This window comes from Salinivibrio sp. VYel1 (genome assembly GCF_009377945.1).
GTDB classification, from domain to species: domain Bacteria; phylum Pseudomonadota; class Gammaproteobacteria; order Enterobacterales; family Vibrionaceae; genus Salinivibrio; species Salinivibrio siamensis.
Map to the genome: position 1 here is coordinate 125,256 of NZ_RSAM01000002.1, position 13,687 is coordinate 138,942.

Consider the following 13,687-nt stretch of genomic DNA (forward strand, 5'->3'; position numbering starts at 1 on the left):
CGCAATGACGATATCGAACCGTGATTGCGCCTTGATGAGTCTCTGGAGACAGATTTTTAGAAATGGAGACATTGAGGTGACAAATCACCGGCACAATTTGCGTTTAATAGCTGTCAACCCATTACGAAAGAGGAAACAAACCATGAAAAAACTTGCTGCAATCTTTGCCCTAACGTTCGCTTCAACGTCTGTCATGGCTGGTGGTCTGAACCTCGATGTAGACCCTGCAGAAGGGGGCGCTTGGGTAACGGTCACTGAACAAGGCCAAGCGGTAAAAGGCGCTAAAGTCGCCAATGAGTCGGGTCTTGATGCGAAGGTAACGGATGAGTCTGGTCGTGTATTTATCCATGCTCAGAACCAAAACAGCCGCTCAATCAACTTTGTGGCTAGCACCGATCAAGGTGAGCGTGTAGAGCAAGCCGCATTCATCAAAGGCGACCACAGCTAAAAGACGCACGATTGAGTTCAAGCCGCCGTTAATAATGGCGGTGCCGATAAAAAGAGAGCATGTTTGCTCTCTTTTTTGTCACTGTTTAGGTTGGCAGTAGCCAATTTTTTAATTGATGTAGAGAGTCAACTTGGTGTGTCGGCGCAATATCTTCAGGGACAGGGGTATTATCGACATTTAACCAACACGTATCGATGCCGGCTTGCATGCCACCGAGAACGTCAGAATGTGGGTTATCACCCACCATCAAGATTTTTTCTTTAGGCGGATGCCCCATTTTTTCAAACGCATGTTCAAAGATACGTGGGTCAGGCTTAGCGACACCGACCTGCTCAGAAATGACTAACGTAGAGATCGCCGCCTTCAATCCTGTTTTTTCTAAACGAATATCTTGTAAAGCTGTAAACCCGTTAGTGATGATACCGATATGAGCATGCGGGGAAATGGCGTTGATGAGTTCCCGAGCCCCTGGTAATGGTTCACAGATGTCTGCCATGGCATCTAAAAACCCTTGGTTTAAGGAAGAAGGGGCGACGTTTAAGCGCTTTCCCCAGTCCGTAAAGCGTTCGGTCTGTAGAGTCTGGGCATCAATTTCCCCATTTTGATACTGTACCCACAGTGGTTTATTGCGTGCGGAGTATTCTGCAAACGCCTGCTGGTCAAAATCGACATCGTAATGCGAGAACAGACGTTGTAAGCCGGAGAACGCATCAAAGTGAAACAAGGTCTCGTCGGCATCGAATAAAACCCATGGGTATCGCATGTTATTACATCTCTTTACGTGAAGTTAACTAAGTGTAACAGAGTGCCAGTGCGGTTTTCGAGTCCATTTTTGTTTACTCACCGTCCATGGTGAGAAACAGCGTGAGTGGTCGCGAGCGAATACGCTAGGAGAATGACAAGGAAAGGTAGAGACCTGCCAGGGTCGCACTCATCAGGTTGGCGAGTGTCGCCGCGAGAATGGCTCGCATACCGAGTGTCGCAATATCGCCCCGGCGTTCGGGTACGATGCCGCCTAGGCCTCCCATCAGCATGGCAATGGAGGTCAAGTTGGCAAAACCACACAGCGCAAACGTCACGATAGCTTGACTGTGGGCGGATAATTGGCCTTTTAAGTTCATAAAATCGGCAAAAGCAACAAACTCGTTCACTGCGATTTTTTTACCGATCAAGGTGCCTGCGGTCATGGCTTCATGCCAAGGAATGCCAATTAACCAAGCCACCGGCGCGAATAGGTAGCCAAATAGCCATTCAAGGCTTAGCTGAGGCAGGTTCAAAAGAGGACCAAGCTTACCTAACCCACCATTGATGAGCGCAATCATACTGATCACGGCCAATAAACTGGCACCCACTGCCATGGCGATTTGTAAGCCACTTAAGGCGCCTTGCGTGCCGGCATCAATCAGGTTCACTGGTTTGTCCTGTGTGTCTTGCACTGATTGATGTTGCGTCGGGGTCATCGGTGTTTCGGTTTGTGGCACGATGATCTTGGCCATCATGAGTCCTGCCGGTGCCGACATAAACGCCGCCGCAATAAGGTACTTCATTTCCACACCGAGCCCTGCATAGCCTACCATGGTGCCGCCAGCCACTGAGGCGAGCCCACCCACCATGACAGCAAACAGCTCTGAGCGTGTCATGGCAGCAAGAAAAGGCCGAACAACCAGCGGCGCTTCAACAGAGCCAACAAAAATATTGGCGGTGGCAGACATTGATTCTGTACGCGACGTGCCGAGTACACGTCGTAGTAGTCCACCAATCAGGCTAATGACCCATGTCATTATCCCAATGTGGTACAGCACAGCGATCAGTGCAGAGAAAAAAACGATGGTAGGCAATACATTAAAGGCGAATATAAAACCGAGTTTAAATTTAGCGAGATCGCCAAAGAGGAACTCTGCGCCTATGTCACCAAAGCTGATGATCGCAGAGACGGTGTCAGACGCGTTGGCCAAAATACGCTGGCCAAGGGGAACCGAGATGATAAAGCCAGCAAAGACGATTTGTATGAGGAATGCACCGCCAACGGTGCGCCAGTTAATCGCGGATCGATTTTCAGAAAAACCCATCGCGATAAGAAAGAGGACGCTAATCCCCAACAGGCCAATGCCAAACTGCATGATGTTGCTCCACAAACGTTAAACTTGAGATGGAAAACGATTGCGGCGGTATTGTACGTGGTTTTTCTTATGTGACAAGTGTCACTTTGTGTGTTTTGTGTTTGCATTTTTTTTCATCAATGGCGTCTTTGATATGAGCAAGCGAGTTGCCCAAGCGTGATGACTTTCACGATCGTTATGTTTGCTTAGCAATGGTGGAAAATACGACTATGATTTTAAGAGGGTGTTAGGCGTTCTAAAACGCTATTAACAAAATTGTTTATTGTTCTGAAATAAAGAGTTCAAATAACCGGGAAAGCCAGTAAAATCGGGGCATGGAGGGAAGTTGGTATTCGGTGCTTGGTTAGAAAGTAAACATTTGGTTAGGGGCCTAATTAAATTTTTTCTCAGATGTGGTAATGTAGTTGATTGTGTGGTGACAGCTGGTCTTTTATTGCTGGTAAAGATGGCTTGAACAGCAATGAATAATGGGCGCACCACCAACACTCACAGGCTTCCGAATAAACGGACTAAGGAGTTAACTCGTGAGCGATAAAAGCCATGAAGATATGATGACACCAGACGGGAAGGTTAACCCGATCGATACTGATTATCAGGTCGGTCAGGATAACGTGGCACTGAAACTCGGCCCGTTTGGTTTTGATATTCACAACCGAGTATTTATGGTCTCAGGGCTGGCTATTTTGGCCTTCATTTTTGTCACCCTGGCCTTTCAAAACCAAATTGGTCCTGTTTTTGGGGATCTACGTGGATGGCTAACTTCAAACCTAGACTGGTTCTTCCTTTCAGCAGGAAACATTTTTGTTATTGCCTGTCTAGTGCTGATTGCGTCTCCACTGGGTAAAGTGAGACTCGGTGGTACCGAAGCTAAGCCCGATTACAGCTACGGCGGCTGGTTTGCGATGCTTTTCGCAGCCGGTATGGGTATTGGTCTGATGTTCTACGGGGTTTCAGAGCCATTGACGCATTTCCAAACGGCGTTAGGCGGGACATCCGTAGGCGCTGATGGTCTTCGCACTGACTGGGCGCCTTTGGGTGCGGCAGCCGGTGATACAGAGGCGGCGCGCCGCTTGGGTATGTCTGCCACGATTTTCCACTGGGGCTTGCACCCATGGGCGATTTACGCGGTATTGGCGTTAGGCCTGGCACTGTTTGCGTACAACAAAGGCTTGCCTTTGACCATGCGTTCTGTGTTCTACCCACTGTTCGGTGAACGTGTTTGGGGCTGGACGGGCCACGTGATTGACATTTTGGCAATCATCGCGACCTTGTTTGGTCTTGCAACATCGCTTGGCTTGGGTGCCTCACAGGCATCAGCGGGTCTTCACTATCTGTTTGATACACCGCTAGGTGATACCACAGAAGTGTTGCTGGTAATGGGTATCACAGGCGCCGCGATTCTTTCGGTTGTGGCTGGTGTTGATAAAGGGGTCAAGCGCCTATCTGAAATCAACATGATGCTTGCGCTATTGCTGCTCATCTTTGTGATTGCAGTGGGTCCAACCATCGCTATCCTAACCGGTTTCTTTGGTAACTTGGGCGCGTATCTACAAAACTTGCCTGCGCTGTCAATGCCATTTGGCCGTGAAGATGCCAACTTTACCCAAGGTTGGACATCCTTCTACTGGGCATGGTGGATTTCTTGGTCCCCATTCGTCGGTATGTTTATTGCGCGCGTATCGCGTGGCCGTACCGTGCGTGAATTCATCACTTGTGTGTTGATCATCCCATCAGCAGCCTGTGTATTGTGGATGACTGCCTTTGGAGGCACCGCAATTGGTCAGTTCGTCAATGAAGGCTATACCGCGGTTGCGGACGCAGAGCTGTCACTGAAACTGTTTGCGATGTTAGATGATCTGCCACTAGCAGCGATCACCTCGTTTATCGGCATTATCCTGGTCATGGTGTTCTTTATCACCTCGTCTGACTCAGGGTCATTGGTTATCGACACCATTTCTGCCGGCGGTAAAGTGAATGTTCCTGTGCCACAGCGTGTATTCTGGGCCTCTTTCGAGGGCTTGGTGGCCGTTGCGCTGATCCTTGGCGGTGGCTTGGTCGCCCTGCAAGCAATGGCGGTGTCGACAGGCTTCCCATTCACGATTGTGTTGCTGGTTGCTACCGTGTCACTGTTTAAAGGTTTGGCCTCAGAGCCTCGTGCTTCGTAAGCCAAACACTTAACGTCACGTTAAGGTTTTATAAGCAGCCCCAAGTGGGCTGCTTTTTTTATTGGTTACGTTTTTCCCTACCTATTGTTCGTTTTTCTTCCCTGATTGCGCCAAAAGCGAGCACCTTTATCCAATCGTTATAACTGTTAAAGAATGAGTTCAAAGGATCTGCTTCGTTGTAAATAAGCTGTGCTGGCAAGGTATGTGTGTAACAACCTTGATGACAAAGTGACCAAGCGGTTAGGGGCCTAATTAAAGCGCGTTCGCTCTATGGTATTCTTGCTGACCGTGTTGTCATTGCCACCCTTTTTGGTGTTTTTATCACGCTTAAATACCAAGCAACCTTCGGCAGTGTTCGGCAACACAGAGAGGCTTGTGAATCGACGGACTAAGGAGTTAACGCGTGAGCGATAAAAGCCATGAAGATATGATGACACCAGACGGTCAGGTGAACCCGATCGACACTGACTACCAAGTGGGTCAGGATAACGTCGCTTTGAAAGTCGGCCCGTTTGGTTTTGATATTCACAACCGTGTATTTATGGTCTCAGGGCTGGCGATTATGGCCTTTGTCTTTGTGACCTTGGCCTTTCAAAATAAAATGGGGCCGATTTTTGGCGATTTACGTGCTTGGCTGACTGCAAATCTCGATTGGTTTTTCCTCTCGACAGGCAATGTTTTCGTCATTGCTTGCTTAATATTGATTGTATCGCCGTTAGGAAAAGTGCGGCTGGGTGGCACAGAAGCCAAACCGGACTTTGGCTATGGTGGCTGGTTCGCGATGCTTTTCGCCGCGGGTATGGGCATTGGCCTTATGTTCTATGGCGTGTCAGAGCCGTTGACGCATTTTCAAACCGCGCTCGATGGCACGTCGACAAATGCTAATGGTATCCGGACTGACTGGGCCCCGTTAGGCGGCGCCGCGGGGGATACAGACGCGGCACGTCGTTTAGGTATGTCCGCGACCATTTTCCACTGGGGACTGCACCCTTGGGCCATCTATGCGGTGCTGGCGCTTGGTCTCGCACTGTTTGCTTACAATAAAGGGTTGCCGCTGACTATCCGTTCGGTGTTCTATCCCTTGTTTGGTGAGCGCGTATGGGGCTGGACCGGTCATGTGATTGATATTTTAGCTATTGTGGCGACGCTCTTTGGTCTTGCCACCTCGCTCGGTATTGGTGCCTCACAAGCGTCCGGTGGTTTACATTACTTGTTCGATACGCCGTTAGGCGCAACGACCGAGATCATCTTGGTGGTGGTGATCACCGCGATGGCGATCTTCTCCGTTGTTGCTGGCGTCGATAAAGGGGTGAAGCGCCTATCTGAGCTTAACCTCATCCTTGCGTTTTTATTGTTGCTGTTTGTGATTGCGGTTGGCCCGACGCTTGCGATTCTGACCGGTTTCTTTGGGAATCTTGGTGCTTATTTAGAAAACTTGCCAGCACTGGCGATGCCATTTGGGCGAGATGACGCCAACTTTACCCAAGGTTGGACATCCTTCTATTGGGCGTGGTGGATCTCTTGGTCACCATTTGTCGGGATGTTTATCGCGCGCGTATCTCGGGGTCGAACGGTACGCGAGTTCATTACCTGTGTGTTGTTGATCCCATCGGCGGCCAGTGTGCTTTGGATGACGTCATTCGGGGGCACGGCGATTGACCAGTTTGTCAACGACGGCTACACCGCCGTTGTCGATGCCGAGCTGTCTCTGACGTTGTTTGCGATGCTTGAAGGCCTGCCACTTGCGACGATCACCTCGTTCATTGGTATTATTCTTGTCATTGTCTTCTTCGTCACGTCATCCGACTCAGGCTCTTTGGTGCTTGATACCATCTCGGCGGGCGGAAAAATGGATGTACCCGTATCACAACGGGTGTTCTGGGCCACTTTTGAAGGTTTAGTGGCGGTGGCGCTGATCCTTGGCGGCGGCTTGGTGGCGTTGCAAGCGATGGCTGTCTCCACCGGCTTCCCATTCGCCGTGGTGCTCCTGGTAGCGACTGTCTCCTTGTTTAAAGGCTTGGCTTCTGAGCCACGCGCGAAATAAACAGGTGTGCTAACTGTTTGATTGTTAGCTAAGATAGGAAAGGCAGGCCTTCGGGGCTGCCTTTTTTATTACCCGGCCAGCGCTTGAGCTGTGCCGCTGGCGAAAGAACGGATGCCCCAAAGGGGGAGCCCTTCAATAAAATGCAGGTTTAGGTGAGCATTATGGAAGCTGAACAAATTGAAATCGCGACATTTCTTGCGCAGTACGCCCCTTTTGACGCGATGCCGGAAGAGGTGGTGGCTGAGGTAGCAACCAGTATTGAAATCAGTTACTACCGTGCAGGCACCGATATTTTTGCTTACGGTGATGAAATTCACGATTTAGCCATCCTGCGCAGTGGCGCGGTCGAGCTCTTTCGCCGGAATGGAACCTTGTATAACCGTATTTCAGAAGGCGATATCTTTGGTCAGATGGGCCTTTTGATGAACAACCGCGTCCGGATGCCCGCCAAAGCGATCGAGGATACCTTGGTCTATTTTATCCCAGAGGCGATGTTCAACCGGCTCTTTGATGACTTTGAGCACTTTGCTGATTTTGTTGAGGTAGAGGACAGAACCCGATTGCGCCAAGCGGTCTCGAGTCATAATGAAGCCAACGACTTGACCACCTCAAAAGTGAAAAAACTGATTATCCGTGACCCGGTAATGATATCCAGTACAGACTCGGTTCAGCACGCTGCTCAGGTCATGTCACAAGAGACAGTCTCTTCTATTCTGGTGATGGGCGATGAGCCAGATCCTGATACAGGTATAAAGCCGGTACTGGGGATCATAACGGATCGTGACTTACGTAATCGCGTCTTAGCGGAAGGGTTGCCTTATGAGACGCCAGTGCAAGAAATCATGTCACCACAGCTGATCACGCTTGACCACAATGCGTATATCTTTGAGGCAATGCTGACCATCTTGCGCTCAAACCTTCATCATGTGCCCGTGATTCAACACGGTAAGCCGATTGGTGTGGTCGCACTGTCTGATATCGCGCGCTATGAGTCGCAAAACAGTTTGTTCTTGGTGGCGAGTATCTTCCGCCAACAATCTGTGGATGATTTGGTCATCTTGTCTAAACAAGTGAAAGATTGCTTTGTCCGTATGGTCAACGAAGACGCGAATTCACATATGATAGGCTCCGCGTTGTCGGTGATTGGGCGTAGTTTCAAACAGCGCTTGCTTGAGCTTGCTGAGGAAGAGCTCGGTGAGCCGCCAGTGCCGTATTGCTTTTTAGCCATGGGGTCAATGGCACGTGACGAGCAGTTAATTGTTACTGACCAAGATAACGCCATTATTTTGGACGATAGTTATGATCACAGTCAGCACAATGCGTATTTTGAAGCCTTGTCTAAACGTGTCTCTGATGGATTGAATGCGTGTGGGTATACGTATTGCACCGGCAATATTATGGCGACTAACCCTGAGTGGCGAAAAACGCTGAAAGAGTGGGAGCAATGCTTTGCTGATTGGATTGATAATCCCAGTCCGCGATCGCTACTTGATAGCAATATCTTTTTTGACCTTGATGGCGTCCATGGTCGTACTAACTGGGCAGAGCAACTTAAAGCCTTTATTGGTCGTCGTGCGCGCCGCAACAACCGCTTCTTGGCGGCGATGGCACGCAATGCGCTCAATCGCACACCGCCACTGGGCTTTTTCAAAGACTTTGTCATGGAGCAAGACGGGCGTCATAACAATTCCATTAACTTAAAACGTCGTGGCACGGCACCTTTGGCCGATCTGATTCGGGTACATTCATTGGCGATCGATTCACGCTCGCAAAACTCCTTTGAGCGTTTGGACGATATTATCGAGTCGGGGATCTTGCCTAAAGGTCGAGGCCCAGACTTACGCGATGCGATGGAATTTATCTCTATGGTGCGCATTCGTCATCAAGCGTTAGACATCGAAGCGGGTCGCGAGCCGGACAACAACATTGAGCCAGAGAACCTATCTGACTTTGAACGTCGAAACTTAAAAGATGCATTTCAGATCTTAAGTAACGCGCAGAAATTCTTGAAATTCCGCTATCAGCCGAATCGGTCTTAAGGGGAGGGTATGCTTCATTTCGATTTGAGAAAAAAAGAGGATGCCGACCACGTGGATTGGCGTGCCATGCTGGAAACCAAACGTGAGACGGTCCAGCATGAGACGTTGCAAGCGTTTTATCAGCAAGGCTGGGTATCGCCTGATACGCCTGTCTCCCAGGTGTCTTTTGTGGCGTTAGACTTTGAAACCACAGGGCTTGATAGCCAGCAAGATGCGATTGTCAGTATTGGCTTGGTGCCCTTTACCCTGAATCGCATTCGTTGTCAGCATGCGCAACACTGGATTGTTAACCCTAACCGGCCGTTGGCAGAGTCGTCGATTGTCATTCATGGGATCACCCACTCAGATATCGTGAATGCCCCTGACTTTTCGCATGTGATTGAACCTTTACTGAGCGCACTAGCCGGCTCAGTAGTCGTGGTTCATTATCGCCGTATTGAGCGGGAGTTTCTGGACCGTGCGATCAAACAGCGCCTAGGCGAGGGGATCATTTTCCCAATGGTCGATACCATGGAATTAGAAGCGCGCAAACATAGAAACGGTAAACGCAGCTTTATGGATTGGATTGCCCGTCGCCCGCCCGAGTCGATTCGTTTAGCCGATAGTCGTCATCGTTATCACTTACCCTTTTACCAGAGCCACCATGCGCTGACGGATGCGATGGCAACGGCTGAACTACTGCAAGCGCAAATTGCCCATGACTTTTCACCGGACACGCCCATCAGTGAACTATGGCGCTAACCGTGGGAACGGTCCTCGCGACTAAAGTAGAGGCTCGTGGCGAGACAATGAACCCTTTGCTGATGGTTTTCGTAATGACTGATAAGGCGTATAATCAACGTGCTACAAGTCAGTGACGAAAGTGAGAGGAAAAATGACATTGATCCATGCGGTTGAAGGGTTAGCGTTCGGTCTCGGTGTGCTATTGCTGTCATCGTCCATTGGCTTTGCGTATTGGGGGATCACTTTAAAGCCTGAAGAGGCTGAGGACATGACCGCACGTAAAATTGAGTTGGGGTTTTATGCGGGCGCGTGTCTTGTTTTCGCCCTACTCATTGGCTATTGGTTGAGCGTGTAGCCTTAGATACTTTGGTATAACGGCGCCAGCGCAAGCCTAAGACTTAAAAGTGAGTGTAAAAAAACCACCGATTGCTCGGTGGTTTTTTCGTATGACCCGTAGGGGATTACCAAACGTCTTTATCGATTTGCTTATCCAGTTTCGGGAACTTGGTGCGATCAAAGGTTGGGTTCTTGCCCGCACGGCGCTGGTCTTCATAGTCTTTCATCAGCGCGAAGGCGACACCCGACAAGAGCGCAATCGCCACCAAGTTGATCACGGCCATCATGCCCATCGACAAGTCAGCAAAGCTCCAGATTAACGGTAAGTCGGTAATCGATCCCACCAACACCATTGCTAGCACAGCAATACGGTAGAGCAGAATCGCGTTTTTCGAGCGGAAAATATACTCGATGTTTGACTCACCATAAGAATAGTTGGCAATGATAGAGGTGAAAGCGAATAAGAGGATTGCGATAGCAATAAACGCCGCACCCCAGTCACCCACTTGGCTAACCAATGCTTCTTGGGTAAGCGCAATACCCGTTAGGCCGCTATTTGGCTCAAGCATACCGGAGATCAAGATGATCGATGCTGTCGCGGTACAGATAACGATGGTGTCGACAAAAACACCCAGCATCTGAACATAGCCTTGCGCCGCTGGGTGATTCGGCTTGGTGGTTGCGGTAGCGGCCGCATTCGGTGCTGAACCCATACCTGCTTCGTTTGAGAACAAACCGCGCTTGATACCGTGCATCATCGCTTGCGCGATCGCATAACCCATTGCACCACCCGCCGCTTGTTCAAGCCCGAGCGCGCTTTTAACAATGGTGGAGATCACAGCAGGTAGCTGCTCGATATTCATGCCAACCACGACTAGCGCAACCAGCAAATACGCCAGTGCCATAAACGGCACGATCAGCTCCGCCACACGCGCAACCGAACGCATACCGCCAAAAATCACGGGTGCGGTCACTACGGCAAGGCCGATGCCAACCGCTAAGGCATCAAAGCCAAACGCGGTATTCATTGCTGCAGCAATCGAGTTGGACTGGACACCGTTAAACGCCAGACCAAAGGCGATAATCAGACAAATAGCGAACGCAATACCTAACCAGCGCTGACCTAAGCCTTTCTCAATGTAGTAAGCCGGGCCACCGCGAAAGGTCTTATCGTTGTGGTTAACTTTGTACGCCTGCGCCAAGGTGGACTCGACGAAACTGGTTGCCATGCCGACCAATGCCGTTAGCCACATCCAGAAGATAGCACCAGGGCCACCCAGATAGAGTGCGACGGCCACACCGGCCATGTTGCCGGTACCGACGCGCGCTGCCAGACTGGTACTAAAGGCTTGGAAAGAAGAGATACCACCTGACGCGCCATCGCGGCTGTTGGCCATGAGTTTGAACATGTGGCCAAAGTTACGGAATTGAATAAAGCCAGATCGTACGGTGAAGTACAAACCTAAGCCAATCAAAAGATAAATGAGTACGCTGCCCCAAAGGAGGCCGTTACCTGTATCGACTATGGACACAAATAGATTTTTAAGTTGTTCCATCATTAAACTCTGTTTTGTCTGTTGGGAGACGCCTAACTCGATAAACACGTGAACTTAGGTTCATCGTGAAAGAGCGAGGGTCGACAACCACTGTCCATGTGAGATCTCTGCCGTCCATGCAGGTGAGCAACGAAACGCGCGATAGCACCAAAACATCTGGCTTGCTATGACGCGCGATGTTGGATCTGCAACAGCATTTTGAATCCATGCTGGGCTGTTGCCAGAGTGCGCCGTTGCCAGTGATAGCGATGTCTTAGCACATCAATACACTAGGTGGAGCACGCCGGATAATACCGACATTTGTGAGACAAAACACTAGATGATTATTGATCTGTTGGTTTTTTGAACGGCCTTGGGTGTTAATAACAGCACTAAAAACTGTAACAAGAATGTAATGGGTTGCACGCTAATTACTTGATGTTAAAGCAGTCATCTCGACGTCTTTCGCATATTATTCCGTATTTTTTGATTAAATAACGTTTTCTTGCGCGCTGAACGAAATGTGATCAATGCCTCATATTGCCGCCGATTCATCGTACCGACTGTCGAACGAATTTGCCCGAACCGGTAGATAAAGGTGACTTATTCACTGGATGACGCCGCTTTTTTGGTCAGCAAATCATGCTTAACGATATCGATCGCGGAGAGCGCTGTGTCGGTATCGATCGCATGGCTTTCAAGCAAGTAAATAAGATCGACGGCGAGTTTAACGTCGTCGGGGGCCTCTTCGAGTGCTTTTGACGAGGAAGAATGTGAGTCAGTCATGATACCTCCAGGCTGGCGGAAAAGTCGGGAAAGTGGGTGAGCGCGGCTTGTATCAGTTGTTCGTGCAACGGGATTAGCTGCTCATGGGTGTCATGATAGCCTCCTCCTATGACCGCAGCGACAGGTATCTGGTGGGAGGCACACCGTGATAACACGCCTGTGTCGCGTTGAAAAATACCCTCAGCGGTAAGTGACAAATACCCCAACGCATCGTCTTTATGCACGTCGACACCCGCATCATAGATCACCATGTCGGGGCGGTGCTGAGCCAGTGCAAGGTCGAGTAAAGGCAAAAAGGCATCGAGATAGTCGTTATCTTGGGTGCCAATCGGGAGGGGTAAATCAAGCGTTGATGATGGTTTTCGCGAGGGGAAATTTTTCTCACAGTGGACGGAAAAGGTCACAATATCTGGATGTGAGGAGGCTAGCGCGGCGGTGCCGTCACCGTGGTGAACATCGCAATCGACGATCATCACTGTCTCTATGCCCGGCTGCGTGAGGGCATGACGTGCAGCAATCATTAAGTCGTTAAATAAACAAAAGCCACTGCCAAAGTCATAATGGGCGTGATGGTAGCCGCCGGTAAGGTGGATAGCCAGACCCGTGCGCAATGCCTGATCCACCGTTAAGGTGGTGCCACCCAGTGAGGTTAAACTGCGCTTTATTAGCGACTCACTCCAAGGAAACCCAATACGGCGCATTTTTACCAAAGGCAAGTTGCCCTCGAGTAATTGACTCACATAGGCGGGGTCATGAATCGCGTCAATGATCTCTCTGTGCGCGGCGGTGGGCTGGTAAAACGCAACCGGCAATCCAAGCGCTTGCAATCGTTCGAACAGCAGCCGGTACTTTTGCAGTGGATAACGGTGACCCTCGGGAAGCGGGAAATCAGAGTAAATGGGATGGTATATCAGTGGTAGCACATTCGCTCCTTACGTTATCGCTTTTCCCGGTAAGTAATGGTGGTTTCAATGCGTTCTCGGGCTTTGGTGCACCGCGCTAGACGCTGCTCGAGCGCGAGAACTTGCTTTTGATGCTGTTGCCGTACAGCCGGACTGGAGGCCATCTCAACACTGGCGTTGGCATCACGGAGTTTGTCGGCGAGACGCCGCTCCCAGTCTTGATGCTTGGCCAAGTCTTGATAGAGCTCACCGATAGATTGGCGTCTTGGACCACGACGAGCTTGTTCTTGCTTACGTAAAGGTTGAGTGGCAAGTTCACGCTGGAGTGCGGTGATTTGTGCTAACAAGGTTTCGCAAATATGGGTGGCTCGCGCATCCGTTAGTACCCCTTGCTGATGATCGCGGCGCATCACGGCTAACAGGCCTTGTGCTTCATTAACACAGGGCGTTAATAACTTACCTTTGCAGTGAAAAAGTGGCGTGGCAAATAGCGGTGCCTTGGCTTCTCCTCGGCGACGATCAACCTCTGCGGCTTGAACGGCGAGTTGATCTAAATGTTGAGCCATGGCATCGATTTGCGCTTTCATGA

Annotated in this window: 12 protein-coding genes; 6 read left to right on the forward strand and 6 right to left on the reverse strand. The window is 50.0% G+C overall.

From position 1 onward, the window contains the following. Positions 1 to 142: 142 nt before the first annotated feature. Entirely contained in the window at positions 143 to 448 is a 306-nt protein-coding gene (locus EHW58_RS03180; protein WP_077605900.1) for a hypothetical protein, read from the forward strand. An 85-nt stretch (positions 449 to 533) separates the two neighbouring features. Here EHW58_RS03180 and yjjG read toward each other — a convergent pair whose 3' ends face one another. Together yjjG and EHW58_RS03190 are read right to left on the reverse strand one after the other, a co-directional pair. Further along, entirely contained in the window at positions 534 to 1,211 is a 678-nt protein-coding gene (gene yjjG, locus EHW58_RS03185; RefSeq protein WP_046073599.1) for a pyrimidine 5'-nucleotidase, read from the reverse strand. Between the two features lie 124 nt (positions 1,212 to 1,335). Then, positions 1,336 to 2,568, reverse strand: a complete 1,233-nt coding sequence (locus EHW58_RS03190) for a NupC/NupG family nucleoside CNT transporter (RefSeq protein ID WP_152794758.1) — start codon at positions 2,566 to 2,568, stop codon at positions 1,336 to 1,338. Between the two features lie 548 nt (positions 2,569 to 3,116). Between EHW58_RS03190 and EHW58_RS03195 the strand changes: the two genes are divergently transcribed. The 5 genes from EHW58_RS03195 to EHW58_RS03215 all read left to right on the forward strand — a co-directional run bounded on the left by EHW58_RS03195 (position 3,117) and on the right by EHW58_RS03215 (position 9,894). Next, entirely contained in the window at positions 3,117 to 4,733 is a 1,617-nt protein-coding gene (locus EHW58_RS03195; protein WP_152794867.1) for a BCCT family transporter, read from the forward strand. 427 nt (positions 4,734 to 5,160) lie between these two features. Next, positions 5,161 to 6,777 carry a BCCT family transporter gene (locus EHW58_RS03200; protein WP_152794869.1) on the forward strand — a complete coding sequence of 539 codons (1,617 nt, stop codon included), beginning with the start codon at positions 5,161 to 5,163 and terminating at the stop codon, positions 6,775 to 6,777. A gap of 161 nt (positions 6,778 to 6,938) precedes the next feature. Then, positions 6,939 to 8,816 carry a DUF294 nucleotidyltransferase-like domain-containing protein gene (locus tag EHW58_RS03205; protein ID WP_046073595.1) on the forward strand — a complete coding sequence of 626 codons (1,878 nt, stop codon included), beginning with the start codon at positions 6,939 to 6,941 and terminating at the stop codon, positions 8,814 to 8,816. 9 nt (positions 8,817 to 8,825) lie between these two features. Then, positions 8,826 to 9,557 carry a 3'-5' exonuclease gene (locus tag EHW58_RS03210; RefSeq protein ID WP_077578513.1) on the forward strand — a complete coding sequence of 244 codons (732 nt, stop codon included), beginning with the start codon at positions 8,826 to 8,828 and terminating at the stop codon, positions 9,555 to 9,557. Positions 9,558 to 9,690: 133 nt separating this feature from the next. Beyond that, entirely contained in the window at positions 9,691 to 9,894 is a 204-nt protein-coding gene (locus EHW58_RS03215; protein ID WP_046073593.1) for a hypothetical protein, read from the forward strand. 106 nt (positions 9,895 to 10,000) lie between these two features. Here EHW58_RS03215 and EHW58_RS03220 read toward each other — a convergent pair whose 3' ends face one another. The 4 genes from EHW58_RS03220 to EHW58_RS03235 form a co-directional block, all read right to left on the reverse strand. Next, positions 10,001 to 11,431 carry a sodium:alanine symporter family protein gene (locus EHW58_RS03220; protein WP_077578512.1) on the reverse strand — a complete coding sequence of 477 codons (1,431 nt, stop codon included), beginning with the start codon at positions 11,429 to 11,431 and terminating at the stop codon, positions 10,001 to 10,003. A gap of 582 nt (positions 11,432 to 12,013) precedes the next feature. Continuing rightward, the gene (locus EHW58_RS03225) at positions 12,014 to 12,196 is read right to left on the reverse strand and encodes a DUF2496 domain-containing protein (protein WP_077605903.1); all 183 of its coding nucleotides are present in this window, start codon (positions 12,194 to 12,196) and stop codon (positions 12,014 to 12,016) included. After that, positions 12,193 to 13,119, reverse strand: coding sequence for a histone deacetylase (locus EHW58_RS03230; RefSeq protein ID WP_172969984.1), 927 nt, complete (start codon positions 13,117 to 13,119; stop codon positions 12,193 to 12,195). Before EHW58_RS03230 ends, EHW58_RS03225 begins: the two co-directional genes overlap by 4 nt. Positions 13,120 to 13,133: 14 nt before the next feature. Further along, complete coding sequence (locus tag EHW58_RS03235; RefSeq protein WP_046073589.1) at positions 13,134 to 13,685, reverse strand: primosomal replication protein; 552 nt, start codon at positions 13,683 to 13,685, stop codon at positions 13,134 to 13,136. Positions 13,686 to 13,687 lie beyond the last annotated feature (2 nt).

Excerpts from the sequence above, each read along its gene's own strand:
- EHW58_RS03180 (WP_077605900.1), top strand. The coding sequence starts at position 143 with ATGAAAAAACTTGCTGCAATCTTTGCCCTAACGTTCGCTTCAACGTCT.
- yjjG (WP_046073599.1), bottom strand. The coding sequence starts at position 1,211 with ATGCGATACCCATGGGTTTTATTCGATGCCGACGAGACCTTGTTTCAC.
- EHW58_RS03190 (WP_152794758.1), bottom strand. The coding sequence starts at position 2,568 with ATGCAGTTTGGCATTGGCCTGTTGGGGATTAGCGTCCTCTTTCTTATC.
- EHW58_RS03195 (WP_152794867.1), top strand. The coding sequence starts at position 3,117 with ATGATGACACCAGACGGGAAGGTTAACCCGATCGATACTGATTATCAG.
- EHW58_RS03200 (WP_152794869.1), top strand. The coding sequence starts at position 5,161 with ATGATGACACCAGACGGTCAGGTGAACCCGATCGACACTGACTACCAA.
- EHW58_RS03205 (WP_046073595.1), top strand. The coding sequence starts at position 6,939 with ATGGAAGCTGAACAAATTGAAATCGCGACATTTCTTGCGCAGTACGCC.
- EHW58_RS03210 (WP_077578513.1), top strand. The coding sequence starts at position 8,826 with ATGCTTCATTTCGATTTGAGAAAAAAAGAGGATGCCGACCACGTGGAT.
- EHW58_RS03215 (WP_046073593.1), top strand. The coding sequence starts at position 9,691 with ATGACATTGATCCATGCGGTTGAAGGGTTAGCGTTCGGTCTCGGTGTG.
- EHW58_RS03220 (WP_077578512.1), bottom strand. The coding sequence starts at position 11,431 with ATGGAACAACTTAAAAATCTATTTGTGTCCATAGTCGATACAGGTAAC.
- EHW58_RS03225 (WP_077605903.1), bottom strand. The coding sequence starts at position 12,196 with ATGACTGACTCACATTCTTCCTCGTCAAAAGCACTCGAAGAGGCCCCC.
- EHW58_RS03235 (WP_046073589.1), bottom strand. The coding sequence starts at position 13,685 with ATGAAAGCGCAAATCGATGCCATGGCTCAACATTTAGATCAACTCGCC.